The 19,449-nt window shown below is 61.0% G+C and carries 15 protein-coding genes; 10 read left to right on the top strand and 5 right to left on the bottom strand.

All coding sequences use genetic code 11. The features are described from left to right. The first annotated feature begins 129 nt into the window (after positions 1 to 129). The gene (locus tag JIN81_RS08765; RefSeq protein WP_200278555.1) at positions 130 to 1,392 is read left to right on the top strand and encodes an alginate export family protein; all 1,263 of its coding nucleotides are present in this window, start codon (positions 130 to 132) and stop codon (positions 1,390 to 1,392) included. 95 nt (positions 1,393 to 1,487) lie between these two features. Here JIN81_RS08765 and JIN81_RS08760 read toward each other — a convergent pair whose 3' ends face one another. The 4 genes from JIN81_RS08760 to JIN81_RS08745 all read right to left on the bottom strand — a co-directional run bounded on the left by JIN81_RS08760 (position 1,488) and on the right by JIN81_RS08745 (position 5,373). Then, positions 1,488 to 1,775: a 4Fe-4S binding protein gene (locus tag JIN81_RS08760; protein ID WP_234044605.1), complete on the bottom strand. Its 288-nt coding sequence runs from the start codon at positions 1,773 to 1,775 to the stop codon at positions 1,488 to 1,490. Between the two features lie 153 nt (positions 1,776 to 1,928). After that, entirely contained in the window at positions 1,929 to 2,732 is an 804-nt protein-coding gene (locus JIN81_RS08755; protein WP_200278553.1) for a nitrate reductase cytochrome c-type subunit, read from the bottom strand. Between the two features lie 15 nt (positions 2,733 to 2,747). After that, positions 2,748 to 5,141: a molybdopterin-dependent oxidoreductase gene (locus JIN81_RS08750; protein ID WP_234044604.1), complete on the bottom strand. Its 2,394-nt coding sequence runs from the start codon at positions 5,139 to 5,141 to the stop codon at positions 2,748 to 2,750. Beyond that, a complete protein-coding gene (locus JIN81_RS08745) occupies positions 5,134 to 5,373 on the bottom strand; it encodes a hypothetical protein (RefSeq protein ID WP_234044603.1) in 240 nt (79 codons plus the stop codon). Before JIN81_RS08745 ends, JIN81_RS08750 begins: the two co-directional genes overlap by 8 nt. A 209-nt stretch (positions 5,374 to 5,582) precedes the next feature. On the opposite strand from JIN81_RS08745, the gene JIN81_RS08740 reads away from it, so the two are divergent. Genes JIN81_RS08740 through JIN81_RS08720 form a run of 5 tightly spaced genes read left to right on the top strand, consistent with a single transcriptional unit; the run spans position 5,583 to position 9,163 of the window. Continuing rightward, a complete protein-coding gene (locus JIN81_RS08740) occupies positions 5,583 to 6,212 on the top strand; it encodes a hypothetical protein (protein WP_234044602.1) in 630 nt (209 codons plus the stop codon). Continuing rightward, on the top strand, positions 6,205 to 7,164 hold the full coding sequence (locus tag JIN81_RS08735) for a 4Fe-4S dicluster domain-containing protein (RefSeq protein ID WP_200278550.1): 960 nt from the start codon (positions 6,205 to 6,207) through the stop codon (positions 7,162 to 7,164). Before JIN81_RS08740 ends, JIN81_RS08735 begins: the two co-directional genes overlap by 8 nt. A gap of 4 nt (positions 7,165 to 7,168) precedes the next feature. Next, positions 7,169 to 8,443, top strand: coding sequence for a sulfate reduction electron transfer complex DsrMKJOP subunit DsrP (gene dsrP, locus JIN81_RS08730; protein WP_200278549.1), 1,275 nt, complete (start codon positions 7,169 to 7,171; stop codon positions 8,441 to 8,443). A gap of 14 nt (positions 8,444 to 8,457) precedes the next feature. After that, on the top strand, positions 8,458 to 8,847 hold the full coding sequence (locus JIN81_RS08725) for an RrF2 family transcriptional regulator (RefSeq protein WP_200278548.1): 390 nt from the start codon (positions 8,458 to 8,460) through the stop codon (positions 8,845 to 8,847). 4 nt (positions 8,848 to 8,851) lie between these two features. Further along, positions 8,852 to 9,163: a hypothetical protein gene (locus JIN81_RS08720; protein WP_200278547.1), complete on the top strand. Its 312-nt coding sequence runs from the start codon at positions 8,852 to 8,854 to the stop codon at positions 9,161 to 9,163. A 311-nt stretch (positions 9,164 to 9,474) separates the two neighbouring features. Here the strand turns inward: JIN81_RS08720 and JIN81_RS08715 are convergent, their stop codons facing one another. Beyond that, on the bottom strand, positions 9,475 to 10,392 hold the full coding sequence (locus JIN81_RS08715; protein WP_200278546.1) for a LysR family transcriptional regulator: 918 nt from the start codon (positions 10,390 to 10,392) through the stop codon (positions 9,475 to 9,477). 87 nt (positions 10,393 to 10,479) lie between these two features. Between JIN81_RS08715 and JIN81_RS08710 the strand changes: the two genes are divergently transcribed. From JIN81_RS08710 to JIN81_RS08695, 4 genes are all read left to right on the top strand, one after another. Then, on the top strand, positions 10,480 to 11,511 hold the full coding sequence (locus tag JIN81_RS08710; RefSeq protein WP_200278545.1) for a CmpA/NrtA family ABC transporter substrate-binding protein: 1,032 nt from the start codon (positions 10,480 to 10,482) through the stop codon (positions 11,509 to 11,511). A 391-nt stretch (positions 11,512 to 11,902) separates the two neighbouring features. Then, entirely contained in the window at positions 11,903 to 13,246 is a 1,344-nt protein-coding gene (locus JIN81_RS08705) for a CmpA/NrtA family ABC transporter substrate-binding protein (protein ID WP_200278544.1), read from the top strand. A 231-nt stretch (positions 13,247 to 13,477) separates the two neighbouring features. Continuing rightward, entirely contained in the window at positions 13,478 to 16,867 is a 3,390-nt protein-coding gene (locus JIN81_RS08700; protein ID WP_200278543.1) for a transglutaminase family protein, read from the top strand. A 55-nt stretch (positions 16,868 to 16,922) separates the two neighbouring features. Next, on the top strand, positions 16,923 to 19,448 hold the full coding sequence (locus tag JIN81_RS08695) for a circularly permuted type 2 ATP-grasp protein (protein WP_200278542.1): 2,526 nt from the start codon (positions 16,923 to 16,925) through the stop codon (positions 19,446 to 19,448). Position 19,449: the final 1 nt, after the last annotated feature.

Below are 19,449 nucleotides of genomic sequence, written 5' to 3'. Positions count from 1 at the left end.
CCCGTTACCCGGGAACCCTTCCCGTCACATGAGCCGCCTTCATCACAAGCGTGCAAGCACTTCTTCCATGAGTTTGCCAGCTTGGCCGGGCTTGGCAGGGTTCCCGCTTCCATCCAGCACACCTGCATTATGAAATCATACCCATTGCTCGCTCTTGGTGCCACCAGTCTCCTCCACGCCGGAACCCCGGCCGAGGAACCCACCATCACTCCCGCTCCGGAACCCTGGATCAAACCCACCCTCGATATTCGGGCGCGGTATGAATACGGAAGCCAGAACACGAACACCCTGGATTCCTCCAACGCATTCACCACTCGTGAACGCGTCGGCCTCATCACCCGCGACTGGTATGGATTCAGCGCCATGGTCGAGGGAGAGTTCACCCAAGCCATCGGCGACGACTACGCCGTCAACGGCAACCAACCGAATGTGAACCCATTCAATCCGGGACAGACCTTCATCGCCGATCCGGAAACCAACGAACTCAACCGCGCTTGGATCCAGTGGAAGGGTTACGACACCACGGTCAAGGGAGGTCGCCAACGCGTCATCCTCGACAACGCCGCCTTCGTCGGAAACGTCGGCTGGCGCCAGAACGAACAGACCTACGACGGCATCGCACTCACCAACCAATCGATCAGCGACCTGACCCTCTTCTACTCCTATCTGAATCGTGCGAACCGGATCTTCGGGTCCGATGCCCGGGGTGCACTCCGCAGCTTCGCCGGTGACATCCACCTGTTCAACGCCCGCTACGAAGGCCTGAAGAACACCACGTTGACCGGATACGCCTACCTGATGGACTTCGATGAAACCGCTGCAAACCGCGGCTACATCAGCAACAACACCTACGGCGGCATCATTTCAACGAAGCTTGATAACTGGTCATTCCGGGCCGAAGCGGCCTATCAGACCGACACCGACAGCTCCCCTGCCAATGTCGATGACGCCGGCTACCTGCACCTGAATGTCGATTACTCATTCGCCGGATGCCACACCTTCGGATTGGGCTGGGCCTACCTCGATGAGGACTTCGTCCAACCACTCTCCACGGCCCACGCCTTCAATGGATTTGCCGACGTCTTCCTCGGGCGCCAGGTGGGTCTCGTTTACAACCCGGGACTGAATGATGTCTACCTGAGCCATAAATGGAAAACTCCGTTCTGGGGTGTCCAGTTCGCCCAGTTCTTCCACTTCTTCGGTGACAACGATACGGACTTCGATTTCGGCTGGGAATACGACGTCGTGCTCTCAAAGAAGTTCAACGACAACTTCACCGCCATCACCAAACTCGCCTTCTACGATTCACCGGGACCAACCGGCAAGACCATCAACTATGCCCCGGCCTTCGACACCACCAGGATCAGCGTCGAACTGAACTACAAGTTCTAAGGCTTCATCATTCTATTGCACATCGTTTGGCCTGTCGGCGGTTGATCCCGCCGGCAGGTTTTTTTTGTTTAACAACGACACGACTCCCCCTTGGCTCAGCTGCCGGCATCCGCGTCCGGCTCCGAACCCAGCTGCTCATCGAGATCCACTCGGTTTTCCTCCCAGCGGCCGATCATTCCTTTCTTTGGCTTCGAGGCCACGGTGAAGATCGCGTTCTTCGGCGCAGGACAAACCATCTGGCAGACCCTGCAGCCCGTACACAAATCCGGAACCACTCTCGGTTTCCCCTGCTCGGTCACGATCGCACCCATCTCGGGACACTGCTCGACACAGACGCTGCAAAACGAGCCCTGATGGGCGAGACAGAAGCGATCAAGGATCAAGGCAACCTCGCCACCATCCTCCACCGGATCAGGTTCCGACCCTCCACCAGCAACGGACTCGCGCTGACCGGGATCCCGCCCAGGTTCCGCCACTTCCTTTCGCCGCCCGAGGACGGAGCGGAAAAAATCTCTCCGGGAGGACGACATGACAACTCAGGGCGCCGGCGGGAGAATCGGATACCGCTCCCGGTTGTCCAGCTTGGCATTGGGTGCGTGGCACTGGAGGCAGTTCCCACGGGTCGGGTGGGATGTCTGAATCGCATTCTGGCGCCCCGGCCCGTGACAGGCGACACAGTTCTGCCGCATCCACAGTGCATGAGGAATGGTCGGTGGAGCACCTACGTAAGCCCTGCTACCTTGGCCGGCCATGACCAGACCCTGAAAGTCGTTCTCCACCACCAACCGTGACCGTTCCTCCTCCGTGAATCGACGCAGACCGTCCGCAGGCACGTGACACTGCGTACAGTTCGAGAAATACGGATGACTGATCTGTGACGGAATCACCCCACCAATCTGGATCCGGCTGTCGGGGCCATGACAGGTCATGCACGCCTCGGCACGCTGTTGATCGATCTCGTGGGGAATGACGGGAGGCGCTCCATCATAGGCCCGTCGCTCGCCACGTTGCTTGAGGATCGCCACCAGTTGGTCCGCGTCGAGCGGTTCCGCCGTGTCCGGCATGGCATCCCGACTCTTGAGATTGGTGAAATCGAACTGCCAGTGCTTGTTCGCAAGCATGTCCGAATCCTGAATATCTTCATATTTCGGGGCCGGAGGAAACTCCTTGCTGGCGGTCGGGACCACTTCCACCGGCTTGCGATAACCCGCCACCTCCGTATCTGTCTCCCTCATCCCCATGAAGAAGCCCGACATGGCCACGATGCCGAGGATGAATACCAGGACACCCAGCAACTTGCTGTGGTGCCTGAAGTAATCTTCTACGTCGCTGAACTTCATGATCGGGAGCTTGGGTCAGACCTTCCGGATCCGGGCAGCACACTTCTTGTAGTCCGGCTCCTTGGAAATCGGACAAAGGGCGTCAAGAGTCAGCAGATTGGCCAGACGCTTCTCGTCGAAGAACGGCACGAAAAGGCTGCCCCGAGGTGGACTGCCCCGACCATTGATCCACGCCGTCAGCTTCAAGCTTCCCCGACGAGTGGACACCTCGACCTCATCTCCGTTGCCGATCCCCGCCTCAAGGGCGTCGTCAGGGTGGATCTCCACGTAGGCATTCGGCATCGCACCGCGCAATTGCGGCACCCGCATGGTCATCGAAGCCGTATGCCAGTGCTCCAGCACCCGACCCGTGCAGAACCAATAGGGATACTCATCCGTTGGCTCTTCCGGATGACGCTCGAACGGACAGAACCAGATCTGCGCGCGGCCATCGCCACTCGTGGAGTGGTAGAACTCGAACTCATTCCCCTTCTTCACGAAGGGGTCATCGAACTCGGAAAAACGGAAACGCGTTTCGCGGTAGGACCCGTCATCCTGCTTCACCACCGGCCAGCGTAGACCGGTGTGTTTGACCAGCACGTCATACGGAGCGACATGCTTGTGCTTCATGTGGCTCAGGGGACGGTAGTCCTCGTAGAGCGAGCGGTCGACGTTGATCTCGTGGAAGCGCTCATACTCCCAGGCTGGGATCTCATTCCCCGAGTCGTCCTTGAACTGGAACAGGAAATTTCCGGAAGCATCCCGCATCCCGGGAAACCCGAGCTCATACATCCGACGGGCGATGGCAATCGTCATCCAGACGTCCTCACGAGCTTCTCCCGGTGGCTCAACCATCTTGAACCACTGCTGGGTCCGCCGCTCCGAGTTGCCATAGACACCGTTCTTCTCGACCCACATCGCAGCCGGAAGGATCAGATCGGCCAGCTCGGTCGTGGGAGTCGGATAGCAGTCCGAAACCATCAGGAACTTGTCCTCCAACCCCTTCTTGTTCTCGAACAGCTTGACCAGATTCGGAAGTGACTGCCCGGGGTTGGTCACCTGCACGAGCATCGAGCGGATGTCCCCCCCCTGATCGGTGGGCGTGCAGAATTTCTCCCATAACAAGGCAGTGTGGTATCCCGGCTTCGGGTTGATCCGACCCGCCTCCACCTTCCAGTGCTCCTCACACTGGGCACGGTGCTCATCCTTGGCAATGAGACGGCCACCTGGAAGCGCGTGGCACAGCGTACCCACTTCACGAGCCGTTCCACAGGCCGAGGGTTGGCCCGTTAGAGAAGTCGGGGCATTGCCCGGGGTACCGAAATGACCGCTCAGCAAATGAATGCCGTGCACCAACCGGTTGATCGCCGTTCCGCGGGTGTGCTGGTTCATCCCCATGCACCACGTGGAGGTGATCTTCAGCTTCGGATCCGCGAACAGATCAGCGAGCTGGACAAGCTCCTCGACACTCAGGCCGGAAACTTCCGAGACATGCTCGGGAGTGTATTTCGCGATGCGTTTCTTGAAATCATCGAAGCTGATCGCCACCCCCATCAGCGTGGGCTCGGCCTCATTCTCATCAGCCCGGAAGGCACAGTGCTTCTCGACGAAATCCTTGTCCCACTTCTCACGCGCGATGAGTTGCTGGGCAATGCAGTTGGCAATCGCCAGATCCGATTGCGGACGGAACTCCATGTAGTGGTCTGCAAACTCCGTCGTCCGCGTACGCCGCGTCCCGCAATCAATGATCGTCACCTTTTCGCCGCGTGTCCGTCGGTCGATCACGCGGGAGAAGAGCACCGGATGCATCTCCGCCATGTTGTTCCCCCACATGATGAGCACATCGCACTCATCGAGGTCGTCATAGCAACCCGCAGGCTCGTCCACCCCATAAGTCGATACGAATCCGGTCACCGCCGACGCCATGCACAGACGCGCGTTGGGCTCGATGTGATTGTTCGAAAGCCCGGCCCGCATGAACTTCTGCGCCGCATAACCCTCGGGGATTGTCCACTGCCCCGACCCATAAAAACCGAATGCCTCGGGGGCCTCCATGATCTTCCGCGCAGCCACGTCGATGGCCTCATCCCAGCTGATCCGTTCCATCACCCCGTTGCGGCGCAACATCGGATGCTTGAGCCTGTCCTTGCCGTAAAGAATGCCTCCGACATGGTATCCCTTCACGCAGAGAAGACCCTTGTTGACCTCCGCTTCCGGATGCCCGGCGATCGCCACCACCTTGCCCTCCTGCACTCCGACCTTCACATGGCAACCGGTGCCACAGAACCGACAAGGAGCCTTGTCCCATTTCAAACCATCCGGGACCGTCGGCACCGACGCCTCTCCCTTGGCCTTGCGCACCACCGCCGCACTGGCTGCAGCCAGCGCTGTGGACTTCAGAAACGAGCGTCGCTCAAGCGTGTCATTCATCGTTCTCGGAATTGGAATCTTCGTTCAGGGTCACACAAATCACTTCGACCTGATCGACCTCATCAAGCGACTCAAGCCAGCGGTGAAGCTCCTTGGCCTGCCCTTGGTTCGCCGCGTCGACAACCACCGACATCCAGCGATCTTCGATCAGGCCCACCTCGATTTGCGGACACTCCGCCAGGCGGGCACGCACAGTGGACGCACTTCGGGAGTCTTCGGTTAGAGTGAGCATGAGTCCGTTCACAGGCATGGCCTCTTGGGTTCGCCTTTCGGCAAGTTCGACTAGAGCTTGCCGCCCCCCGCAATACAAGAAAAGACTTTCTCTTTTCCTTGATTCCTTACCGCCGAATCCCTAAACGAGAGGTCGAAAGGTGGCATGAGGTCGCCCAAGCTAGTCGGATGGCGCAGAATAGACGAGGAGGAAACCTGGTGTTCTTTGGAGTGATTGCCGTAATCGGGATCGGCTTCGTGGCAGCCTTGGTGTCGACATGGATGAAATCGGACGACTGGAAGCCCGGACGGGTCACCACGGAAGCCTCGGGAGGCGGTGAGCTTCATCCGGTCACCATCCGCCAGCCCGACATCCAACCGCTTGTGGCAACCGGTGAACTGGATGCCCACGGCAAGCCGGTGATGGTCGCCTGTGCCACCTGCCACGACAACCGCGACCCCAACTATCAGGCCAACAGCGGCAGCGCCCTCGAGGAATTCCACCAGGGACTCAAGTATGACCACGGCAACCAGACATGCCTGAGCTGCCACAATTCCGAAGACTACAACACGCTCAAGCAGGCGGATGGGCGGGCGATCGCACTGAACGAAAGCATGACCTTGTGCTCGCAGTGCCACGCTCTGCAGCACCGCGACTATCAGAATGGAATGCATGGTGGGATGACGGGCTACTGGGATCTCACCCGTGGCGGTCGCACCCGGAACACCTGCATCGATTGCCACGACCCCCACCACCCGAAGTTCCCGACCGTCACCCCCGTTTTTCCTCCCAAACCCGTCATCGGCGAAAACCCAGCCACCCACGACACCCCATCTTCCCACCACGAGAACCATGAGTGATTCATCTTCCGGCGGATGCGGATCAGGCTGCGGATGCAAGTCATCCGGCGAGAGCATCCTGAACCGCCGCAACTTGCTGAAGGCGACCGGGGTGACCCTCGGTGCCGCGGCCTTCGCCAAGGCCCTGTCGCCGCTTGCCAACTGGACCCGCGAGGAGACATCGGTCGAGCAGTTCCTCCAGAATCACTACCGGGAACTCGACGAGGACGGACTCAAGCAGGTCCTCGCCCGACTCGAGGAGGACGCGCACAAGAATTACGGTGCCAAGGTCACCATCGGCGACCACCGCCCCCAGAAGGGCGTCAAGTTCGGCTACGCACTGAATCTCAGCATCTGCATCGGCTGCCGGCGCTGCGCCGAAGCCTGCCACCACGAGAACAATCACGATCGTGCATCCGGCAACTCCTACATCCGCGTCCTCGAAATGCAGAAAGGCTCGATGGACATGGAGCACGGCAATGCACACTACGACCACCCCGTCCCCCACCCGGACAAGTTCTACATGCCGGTGCAGTGCCAGCAGTGCGACAACCCACCCTGCGTGGATGTCTGCCCGGTCGAGGCGACTTGGAAGGAAGACGACGGCATCGTGGTCGTCGACTACGACTGGTGCATCGGCTGCCGCTACTGCGAAGCCGCCTGCCCCTACCATGCACGCCGCTTCAACTGGACCAAACCGGAGATTCCAAAGGAGGAAATCAATCCGAACCAAAGCTATCTGAGCAACCGCATCCGGCCCCAGGGTGTGATGGAGAAGTGCACCTTCTGCCTTCACCGCACCCGCGAAGGACAGATGCCGGCTTGCCTTGAGGCCTGCCCGACAGGTGCCCGGATCTTCGGCAACCTGCTCGACCCGAAGTCCGAGATCCGCAAGGTCCTCGACACCAAACGGGTCTACGTGCTCAAGGAGGAACTCGGAACCAAGCCGAACTTCTTCTACTTCTTCGATTGAGGCCATGAGTTCCAACAGCATCACCTCCGAGGAGGAGCCGCCGCACCACGACGCGAAGTTCCACGCCACCAGCTACCTCCAGTTCCTCAAGCTGGCCTTCAAGCTGTGCACGGAAGGCAGTTGGCTCTTCTACGCATGGATGATCGTGCTGACCGCCATCTCCCTCGTCGGAGTCCACGCGTGGGCCGTCCAGGTGGAGCAAGGCATGGTCGTCACCGCGATGAACGACCACGTTTCATGGGGACTCTACATCGCCAACTTCACCTTTCTCGTCGGCCTCGCCGCAGGAGGCGTGATGATGGTCATTCCCGCCTACATCTACCATGACCGCGACATGCACGATACGGTCATCATCGGCGAACTGCTGGCCATCGCCTCCATCGTCATGTGCCTGCTCTTCGTCGTCGTCGACCTCGGGCGCCCCGACCGCTTCTGGCACCTGATGCCATTTGTCGGAAAGTTCAACTGGCCTGTTTCCATGCTGACATGGGACGTCATTGTCCTGAACGGCTACCTGCTTCTCAACCTGCACATCTGCGGCTACCTGCTCTACAAGCGCTTCCTCGGAGAAACGCCCGAACGCAAATGGTATGTTCCATTCGTATTCATCAGCATCGCCTGGGCCATCTCCATTCACACCGTGACCGCGTTCCTCTACTGCGGTCTCGGCGGGCGCCCCTTCTGGAACACCGCGTTGCTGGCTCCTCGTTTCCTGACCTCAGCCTTCGTCGCCGGGCCCGCCTTCATCGTTGTCGTCCTCCAACTCATCCGCCGCCTGACCAAGTTCAAGGTCGGCGAAGGCTCGATCCGCACCCTGACCGGGATCATGAGGATCACGATTCTCATCAACCTCATCATGATGGCGTCGGAGATTTTCACCGCGTTCTACACCGGCGGAGCCCATGCCGTTTCCTCGCAGTATCTCTACTTCGGCCACGATGGACGGAATGCCCTCGTCCCATGGATCTGGACCTCGGCCGCGTTCATGGTCATCGGGGCCGTGCTGCTGCTGCGCCCCAAGGTCCACGAACACCTCTGGACCCTCGACATCGCCTGCGTGCTCGTCTTCATCGGCGTCTGGATCGAGAAAGGAATGGGCCTCATCATTCCCGGCTTCATTCCCTCCACCCTCCACGAGTGGGTCGAGTACGTCCCGAGTGCCACGGAGTGGAAAGTCACGGCCGGCATCTGGGCAGGAGGCCTGATGATCTACACCCTACTGTTGAAGGTTGCTATTCCAGTCTTCACGAAGAAGGTTTCGGGAACTCGCAACGGATGATTGGATACGGAAAGATGAGCGGCTGCGCCGTAAGTGCCTTGAGCGCTCTTGCGGAATGTCACACCGATGCCACCGCTCTATCCTCCACCGAGATCGCCAAGCTCCGCAACTACCCGAAGATGACCGTCGCCAAGGTGATGACCCTGCTCTCACAGGCCGGACTGGTCACCGGCAGTCGGGGTCCGGGCGGAGGCTACCGGCTGGCGAGATCCCCCGACAAAATCCAACTCATCGAAGTGGTGCGCGTGTTCGAGAGTGTCGATGACAGCCTCCGTTGCCCGTTCGGGCCGAACTACTGCGGTGAGAATCCGCCCTGTCCCCTTCACCACCGACTCGTCGCACTACGGGAGCAGTACCTTCAGGAGCTCGCCAATTGCACACTCGCCCTGTTCGTCACATCCTGAGATCATGTCCGACACCCCCCCGCTGCCCGAGCTCCACCAATCGGAAATCGACGAGAACACCCTCTCGCAACTGATCACCGACATCGGAGAACACACCCAGGTCATTGAGGTCATCCCGAAGTTCGGCCCCGGATACGTTGGCCAAGCTCCAACCATCCAGCTTGATGAAGCCTTCCAGTTCCTCACCAAGCGCAAGGTTCGTGGAGTGCAATTCCACTACCGGCACCAAGCCGCCCATTGGTGCGATACGGTCATGCCCCTGCCGGACGGCCGCTTCCGGATCGTCCGCATGGATCAGTCGCAGCCGGCAGGTTGAGACCGCCCTTCATTCTCCGTCACGCCACAGAAAGGCCAGCCTCACGGAGACCAGAGTCAGGGCCGTGAGCCCGACCCCCGCATAGACGCCGGCGAAGAACCCATTCATTCCGAAAGAGATGCCCAGCACCACGGCCATGGCTGCCGAGGGCAGGGACAGCAGGATTGGCCACCGATAATGCTTTCGGTGGGAAAAGCGCCTCCGGTTGCAGGATTCCGTGCCATCACCCATACCTCCTTCAATCGCAGGCGGGACCGGTGATTTCCAAATCACCTGCATGGCCGTCGGTGAAACCGGAAGCCTTGGTGGCCCTACTTCCCGGCCAGCGCTTCACCCACCATCCCCGAAATCCCCGCGAACGTCTCCTCGACGAGGCTCAAAGGACGCTCGTCGTTCCAGAAAATCGCCCACTCCCGTTCGATCTCGTGACCTTCCGAAGCCGGCAAGGCGACCAGCGTTCCTTCATCCACCTCGCGCTTCACCACCCAATCGGCGACGATCCCCACACCGATCCCGATCTTGGACATCTCCTTGATCGCTTCCATGTCCCCCAGCACCAGAGGAGCCTTGGGCCGGATCCCGAGCTCGGCGAAGTGGTTCTCCACCAGACGATGGGTGCCCGTCGCCCGCGCATAGATGATGAACTGCGTATGCTCGAAGTCATTCGTGTCAGGAACCCCGGTTTCCGCCCAGGGATGAACCGGTGGCACCACGAAGGTCATCCGATCGCGGAACAAGGCGCGAGCTCCCTTCTCCCGCGGCACACTGGGCTGAAGCCCCAGGACGACGTCCAACTCATGATCGTCGAGCCGTTCCAGCAAGGCGTCCGTGTCGCCCGCCTCGATCGACGGCTCACAGCGGGGAAAGCAATCGCGAAACTCACGGAGAACCGTCGGGAGCAAGAATTGGCACAAGGAATGGGGAGCCCCGATCCGAATTCGGCTTTGCCCCCAGCGCTTCAAGCCATCCAGCTCGCGTCCCACCTGCTCGAGCTCAGCGAGGATCGATCGGCATCGGCGCAACAGCACCGCCCCCTCTTCCGTAAGGACGGTCTTCTTCCCAAGGCGGGAGAGAAGACGGCAACCGAGACTGTCCTCGAGCGCGCGCATCGAGTGACTGATCGCCGACTGGGTCAGAAACAGCTTCTTGGCCGCAAGCGTGAAGCTTCCCTCGTCCGCCACAGCCACAAAGGCCCGCAACTGTCTCAAATCGGGAAGGACTTCACTCATGAACGATATTCATCTAATTCTGCCACAACCGAGCAGAGAACATGCCAATACCCCGGACTTGGCACTCTTTCCGCTTACGACTTCTTCATGGCACATACCGACTCGCGCTCATCCATTCGACTTGGATTCGTTCCTCTCAATGATTGTGCGCCGGTTGCCGTAGCCAAGGAACTCGGACTCTTCCGCTCCTACGGGGTATCCGTCACCCTCTCCAAACAACCTGGATGGGCAACCATTCGGGACATGCTCTTCTATGGCGAACTCGACGCCGCCCAGTCCATCGCCGGCATCGCCTTTTACCTCTCCATGGGTCTCACCAAACTCCGCCGGGAGATCTCGGTACCATTGGTCATGAGCGCCCACGGGAATGCGATCACCCTGTCAAATGATCTGCCTGCAGACAGCATCGGAGACGGATCCGGCCTCGCCCCCTTCATCAAACACCGGTGGAAGAAGCAACGACCGCTCACCCTCGCCGCCGCCCACCGCTACTCCTCGCACCACATCCTCCTCCACTCATGGCTACGCCGCCATGGCGTCGAGCCGGGCCGCGATGTGGAGATCGTCTTCCTCCCGCCACCGCTGATGCCCGCCAGTCTGGCCGCGAGCCATATCGATGGCTACTGCGTCGGCGAGCCATGGAATTCAGAATCGATCCTCAAGAACTACGGCTGGTGCCCCGCGACGTCCTCGGAACTGTCGACAGGCCACCCCGAAAAAATCCTCATCGTCGATGGACAACTGGTGAACGAACAGCGGGACGACGTGATCGCCATGGGCGCCGCACTCCTGCACGCCTGCCGTCTCTGCCAGCAACCGGATTTCCGCGATGAACTGGTGTCCATCCTCGCCCGCCCGGAATACACCGGCTGTTCGGAAGCCACCCTTTTCAATAGCCTCGGTCCCTCGTTCGTCAGTGGCAGGGGCAACCTCGACGCCAGCGACTTCCACCTCTTCTACGGCAACGACCTGAATCAACCCACCGCCGAAAAGGCATCCTGGTTCCTTGCCGGCATGCGCGGCACCGGACTCCTTCCGGAGACCACCTCACCTCCCCTCACCCGCCTTTACAGGCAGGACCTCTTCCGCGCTTCGGAAAAGATGCTCCTCCCGGCCTGAGGCGGCCGATTCAGGCACTCAAGCCAGTAAGAAACCGGCGGGACAAGCGGAACACGTAGGCTATCTCCGTCGCAGATCCCCAGGCCCGCGAGTGGGACGGCATCTCTTACCCCAGCGTTTCGACAGGAGAGCCGCACCCGTGCCATGAGCAGGACGGATCACGAGCGCAACAGTCGATGCCATTCACTCATGACCACCGGGCAATCCGACCATTCATCCTCTCAACGGACCGGATCCACCCGCTCGCGCCACACTGGGAACCAGTTGCTTTCGCTACCATTAGCAGCATTCACCCGGGCGATGAAAATCCAGCTTCGTCGTTCATGAGCCAGGACAAGACATGGCATGCCATCCGCTCGATGGGAGACGGAACGAACACTCACATCCAACCATGCAACTCAAGCACACCATACTTGCCACCAGCGTCGCCGTCGGCCTCTGCCACGCCGACCAACTCGATGTCGAAAAGGACGAACTGAAGTTCGGCTTCATCAAGCTTACCGACTGCGCCCCCATCGTCATCGCCAAGGAGAAAGGCTTCTTCGAGGATGAAGGCCTGCAGGTCGAGGTCATCGCCCAGCCCAACTGGAAGACCCTGCTCGACAATGTCATCTCCGGCGAACTCGATGGCGCCCACATGCTCTCCGGGCAGCCCATCGCCGCCACCATCGGATTCGGGACCAAGGCCCACATCATCACGGCCTTCACCATGGACCTGAACGGCAACGGCATCACCGTATCCAATGACATCTGGAGCCAGATGCAGGAGAACGACGCGAAGCTCGACTCCCCGACGCCTCCCCATCCAATCACTGCCGACTCACTGAAGCCCATCGTCGAGGAGAAACTCGAGGACGGCGAGAAACTTCAAATGGGCATGGTGTTCCCCACCTCGACCCATAACTACGAGATCCGCTACTGGCTTGCTGCCGCTGGCATCCATCCCGGCATGTATACCAAGACCGACATCGGTGGCCGTACCGATGCCGAAGTCGAGCTCTCCGTCACCCCTCCACCCATGATGCCCGCCACTCTCGAAGCCGGCAACATCCAGGGCTACTGCGTGGGTGAACCATGGAACCAACAGGCCGTCGCCAAGGGCATCGGTGTCCCGGTGACCACCAACTACGACATCTGGAAGAACAACCCCGAAAAGGTCTTCGGCGTGAGCAAGGAATGGGCGGACGAGAACCCCCAGACCTACCTCGCCGTCACCAAAGCACTCATCCTCGCCGGCCAATGGCTCGACGAAACCAATGAGGCCGGCGAACTCGTCAACCGCGAGGAAGCCGCACGCATCCTCTCCCGCCCGGACTACGTTGGAGCCGACTATGACGTCATCAAGAACTCGATGACCGGCTACTTCCTTTTCCAGAAAACCGACAAGCGGACCATGCCTGACTTCAACGTCTTCTTTAAGCACCAGTGCACCTACCCCTGGTACTCCGACGGCATCTGGTTCCTGACCCAAATGCGCCGCTGGGGCCAGATCACCGAGGCCAAGAGCAAGGACTGGTATCTCGAAACCGCCAAGGAAGTCTACAAGCCCGACATCTACCTCGCGGCCGCCAAGATGCTCCTTGAGGAAGAAAAGATCCAAAAGGAAGACATCCCATGGGAGACCGACGGCTTCAAACCGGCGACCAAGGACTTCATCGATGGCGTGGAATACGACGGCAAGGAGCCGATCAAGTATCTGAACAGCCACAAGATCGGGAACAAGGATCCGGAGTGATTCCTCGATCCGGGATCGCCCCCCATCCTTTCACGGTCCGACCAGCTCCTGGTCGGACCGTTTTGCGTCCACGGCGGTCGCACTCCCTCCAGAATGAGCCCAACTCATACCAACGATCTTACTGGCATCAACTCGACTCATCACACTCGGATCAACGAACCCGGACGAAGACTTTTCCATACTGCTTCTTGCTATTTCGGCCCGAATCCAGCTTAGGAGTGACGCACTCCCATGGCCATCCACTGCTCGCTTCATCACCGGACCTCCTATCAATACGCCAAGCCCGTCCAGCTCGGCCCGCAAACGATCCGGCTCCGGCCCGCGGCCCACTCGCGCACTGCCGTACCCGCCTACTCGCTGAAGATCACGCCGGAGAAGCACTTCATCAACTGGCAGCAGGACCCCCACGGCAACTTCCTTGCAAGGATCGTCTTCCCCGAGCCCGTGACCGAGTTCTCGTTCGAGGTCGACCTCATCGCCGACCTTGCCACGATCAACCCCTTCGATTTCTTCCTCGAGGACTACGCCGAGAAGGTGCCCTTCACCTATCCCGAGGAGATCGAGGACGACCTCGCCCCATTCTTCCGCAAGACGGTCAACGGTCCACGCTACCGGAAATTCTTCGAATCCCTGCCCGCCAAGCAGGAGATGCCGACGAATGACTTTCTCGTCGCCATCAACCAGGCCGTCGGCAACGCCGTGAGCTACAAGATCCGCATGGAGCCGGGCGTCCAGTCACCGGAACAGACCCTCGAGCTGGGCTCCGGGTCGTGCCGCGACTCCGCTTGGTTGCTGGTCCAGGTGATGCGCAGCTTCGGCATCGCCGCCCGCTTCTGCTCGGGATACCTGATCCAGCTCAAAGCCGACCAGAAACCCATCGATGAAGGTCCGGAAGGCCCGTCCGACGACTTTACCGACCTGCATGCCTGGGCCGAGGTCTATCTGCCCGGCGCGGGATGGGTCGGGCTCGACCCCACCTCCGGTCTCCTCACCGGCGAAGGCCATATCCCACTGAGCGCCACCGCCCACTACTCGAACTCCGCCCCGGTCAGCGGCTCGCTGATGACCCAGGAGAAGATCAAGACCAAGTTCGAGTTCGACATGCATGTCCGCCGCGTGCGGGAGACCCCGCGCGTCACCCTGCCCTACACGGAAGAGCAGACCGAGGAAATCGACCGACTCGGCCACTCCATCGACAAACGCCTGCGCAAGTCGGACATCCGCCTCACCATGGGAGGTGAACCCACCTTCGTTTCCGCCACCGACATGGATGCGGATGAATGGAACACCGATGCCCTGGGGCCGACCAAAGAACTCTACGCCGACCAACTCCTCAGAAGACTGCACCACAAGTTCTCCCCTGGAGGTTTTCTCCATCACGGCCAGGGAAAATGGTATCCGGGTGAACCCCTCCCTCGCTGGGCGTATTCATCCTACTGGCGGACGGATGGTATTCCCATCTGGAACGACCTCGACCTCATTGCCAACCACCGGGTGAACTATGGCTTCGGCGCCGCCGAAGCGGAGGCCTTCGCCAAGGAACTCGCGGCCAACCTCGATCTCCCAACCGACCACATCCGGGCCGCCTATGAAGACATCTTCTACTACATGTGGAAGGAACGTCGCCTGCCGATGAATGTCAGTGTCGACGACCCGAGGCTCGATGACGAACTCGAACGGAAAACCATCGCCAAGGTCTTCGATCAAGGGCTGGGCACCGCGGTCGGCTACCTCCTTCCGCTCGCCCGTGGAACGCATCCGGACGAATGGCTCACCGGCCCGTGGTTCACCCGCGACGAGGAGTTCTATCTGGCGCCCGGAAACCACCCGATGGGCTACCGGCTTCCGATCGACGGGCTCCCATGGGCCGAGCGCTCCGACCAGCCCATCCTCGAACCCTACGATCCCGCCATCCCGCGCGAGCCATTCCCGGAAAACCGCATCCTTCCACCCGGGGCCCACCGTCGCACGGGCACCCACTCCACCCAGGTTCGCGGACAGAGCCCCGGTCACGAGGCCGGAGACCGCCCCGGTGACCGCCCGATTTCCAAGCAACAGCTCGACGCCCTGGCCGAGCCGCAGCCCGGCGAATCCGCCTCAGGCCGGATCCGCACCGGCCTCTGCGTCGAACCACGCGACGGAAGACTCCACGTCTTCATGCCACCCCTGGTCAAGGCGGACCACTATCTGGAACTCATCTCCGCCATCGAGGAATCCGCCAAGTCCCTCGGCACCCCGGTCCGCATCGAGGGCTACAAGCCACCGTCCGACCCACGGATCGCCTCGTTCTCAGTGACACCGGACCCCGGCGTCATCGAAGTGAACATCCACCCATCATCGGATTGGAACCAACTCACCTCCCGCACCCGCGCCATCTACGAGGAAGCCCGTAGCATCGGACTCGGCACGGAGAAGTTCATGCAGGATGGACGCCACTCCGGCACCGGCGGCGGAAACCACATCGTGGTCGGCGGCTCGACTCCGCTCGAGTCCCCCTTCCTCCGTCGTCCCGATCTCCTCCCATCCCTGATCCGCACCTTCAACAACCACCCTTCCCTCTCCTACCTCTTTTCCGGACTCTTCATCGGCCCCACCTCACAGGCACCCCGCCTCGATGAAAGCCGCAACGAGACGCTCTACGAACTGGAGACCGCCCTCGATGCAGTGCCGAAGGGCGACACCACCCGTGAGAACACGCAGTGGATCATCGACCGCGTCCTGCGCAACCACATGGTCGACCTCACCGGGAACACCCACCGGGTGGAGCTGTGCATCGACAAGCTGTTCAGTCCCGACAGCTCGACCGGTCGTCTCGGTCTCGTCGAATTGCGCGGATTCGAAATGCCGCCCCACGCCGACATGTCGCTCGCGCAACAACTGCTCATCCGGGGACTCATCGCGCGATTCTGGGATGAACCGTGCACCCAGAAGCTCGTCCGCTGGGGCACCTCCATCCACGACCGCTGGATGCTTCCCCATTTCATCAAGGATGACCTCAACGAGATCATCACCGACCTCAACGAACACGGCATGGCATTCGACCCGGCCTGGTTCGAGCCCCACCATGAATTCCGCTTCCCCCTGATCGGCGAGCTGGAGACCCGCAACCTCCACCTCGAACTCCGGCAGGCCATCGAGCCATGGCACGTCCTCGGAGAGGAACAGGGAAGCGGGGGAACATCCCGCTACGTCGACTCATCCGTCGAGCGGGTGCAGGTCAAGCTGCAGGGCCTGACCGATTCCCGCCACATCCTGTGCTGCAACGGGCACAGCGTCCCGCTTCATCCGACCGGCAGGCAGGGCGAGTTTGTCGCCGGCATCCGCTTCCGGGCATGGGCACCCTACTCCGCCCTCCACCCGACCAAGCCGATCGACTCGCCACTCACCTTCGACCTCGTCGATTCATGGAACCAGCGATCCGTCGGCGGCTGCCAATACCACGTCACCCACCCGGGCGGCCGATCCTTCGAGGACTTCCCATTGAACGCCTTCGTCGCCGAGAGCCGTCGTCGTTCACGATTCACCGTTCTGAACCGCACGCCGGGACGCATCGAACCCCTGCCTGCGGTTCCCAGCAAAGACTACCCGATGACCCTAGACCTGCAGCGATTCAGCCACTAGAGTCCCGCCGCCCCGGGACCTCTACGGGAGTCATTGCACATCGATGTACCCGGAAATGCGCCAGACCCAGTCATCCGGCCCGCCGCCGAACCCCGCGGCTGCCCTGCTCTCATCCTACCGTCCCATGGCCGGCCGGTTCGATGAGATCCACTCAAGTGCCTGGAAGTCCGTCTTCTCGGAACTCAATCCCCTCGGATCCGAAGGCATCCAAACCGCGTGGAAGCGTGGTCAGGACCTCCTTCACGAGAATGGTATCGCCTACAACCTGCTCTCGAGTGAATCGAGCAGCGATCGACGGTGGGCGCTCGACCCCATCCCGCTGGCCCTCGACGAGGCCGAGTGGGAAAGCCTGAGCACCGCAGCCATCCAGCGCGCGCGACTCTGGGACGGGATTCTTCGCGACTGCTACGGCCCACGCAAGCTGCTGCAGAACGGAACCATTCCGCCCGCTCTTCTCTTTTCCCAACCGAACTACCAGCACTCGCTCCGCAATCTCCCCGAGACGAATGGGCCGCTGCTCTCCCTCTACGCCCTCGATCTGGCGAGGAGCCCCGACGGCTCCTGGACAGTCGTCGCCGACCGGACCGAGACCCCGAATGGTGCGGGATTCGCGCTGGAGAACCGGATCATCCTGAACAACGTCTTTCCCGGGGCCACCAAACGGCTCCACCTTCTACGGCTTGCATCGTACTTCCAGAAGCTGCGGGAATCCTTGTTCGAGAGGGCCCCCGCCGCCATCGAGTCGCCGCATGTCGTCATGCTCTCGCCCGGCACCGGCGACCCGACCTACTTCGAGGATGCCTACCTCTCCAGATACCTCGGCATCAATCTGGCCATCGGCGAAGAGCTCACGGTCCGCAACGACAGGCTCTACCTGAAGACCGTCAGCGGACTCCGCCCCGTCCACGTGCTCATCCGCAGGGTGGCAGAGAACGAAGCGGACCCGCTCGAGTCACCCAGCCAGGGAAACCATGGCATCCCCGGCCTCTTCCAGGCGATGCGCTCCGGTTCGGTCGTGGTGATCAACCCGCCCGGCACCGGCATCGCCGAGGCTCCCGCATTCCTTCCCTACCTGCCGCAGATCTCGCGCGACCTGCTCGGCGAGGAACTCCTCATCCCGTCCATCAACACCCGGTGGACAGGTCAACCGTCGGATCCGATCCGGCCGGGCGACCCGGCTGCCGTCGTCAAGAGCGCCTTCACGCGAAACCTCTTCCGCCCCCGTCTGACCCGGGACCTCACCCCCACGCAGTTGGAGGAACTCAATCAGGAGATCGCCCGCCAACCGGGTCGGCACGTCATCCAGCAGGAGATGCCATTCTCCTGCGCACCCTGCTGGAACGGCCAAGGCCTCGAAGCCCGACCCGTGGCGATCCGGATGATCCTCTTTTCGGACGGATCCGACTACCATGTGATGCCCGGTGGGCTGGTCCGCAGCGCCGCCTCCGCGGACACCCTGCCCGGACTGTCGCTTCACGAAAGCTCGTGCAGCAAGGACCTGTGGGTGATTTCGAGGAATCCGAAACCTGCCCTCCAAGCATCGAACCTCCCATCGCGTCTCACCATCCGGCGCGGCCAGGAAATCCTTTCAAGCCGGGCGGCCGACAACATGCTGTGGATCGGACGCTACTCGGAACGGGCCGAGTGTGCCTCCCGGGTCCTGCTGGAGATCGTCCAGTCGCTCATCGCCGAATCCGACGAAACCTTCCCCCCCGGCATCCACGCCCTGCTGCAATCCCTCGAAAGTCTCGACTACCTCAACGCCGAGATTCACGAAGCCATCAAACAGGCCAGCGATCGGGAACAGATCTTCCAGGCCCTGGTTCCGCTTTTCCACTCCGGGCCCGGAGAACCCTCCAGCGGCTTGGACACCCTGCCCGACAACCTCAACCGACTGCGGAATCTCGCCTCCCTGTCCCGGGAACGCCTGTCGAATGAAACATGGCGGATCATCTGCCTGCTCGATGACCTCGGGCGCCATGCCCCTCCTACGACCCTCTCGGAGTTCCGGAGCACCCTCCAACAGGCCATCCAGCTGCACTCAGCCTTCAACGGCACCAGCCGGGAAAACCTGACGCGGACCCAAGGTTGGCATTTCCTCAATATCGGCAGGAAGCTCGAACGCACTTCGTGGATCGTCACGATGGTCGACCATGCCCTGACCACCTATCCAGAACTCTCGTCCAGCACCTTGGACGCCATCCTCTCGGTGATCGACTGCACGCTGACCTACCGGTTCCGCTACCAAGGCGCCCCGCAGGCGCTTCCTGCCCTCGACCTGATCCTGTTCGACCCGGCCAACCCACGCGGACTGATCTATCAGCTTACGGATCTCAACCGCGACTTCGACCAACTGCCCCGCTCGTCGGAAAACACCCTGAGACGGCCTCCCCACCGGACCATCCTGAAGGCCCAACACTATCTGGAAACCGAGTTCCTGCAGTCCGGAGACAAGAAGTCGGAAGCTTCATCCATCAAGGAACTCCATCGATTCGTCGCGAGCCTCCGCAAGGAACTGCCTCATGTCGCCGAACAACTGGGCTGGGAGTTCTTCACGCACGTCACCTTCACCCGCTCCTGAT

Origin of the sequence: Haloferula rosea, from assembly GCF_016595525.1 — a bacterium.
Lineage (GTDB): Bacteria > Verrucomicrobiota > Verrucomicrobiia > Verrucomicrobiales > Akkermansiaceae > Haloferula > Haloferula rosea.
This window is presented reverse-complemented; position numbering and strand designations above follow the sequence as displayed.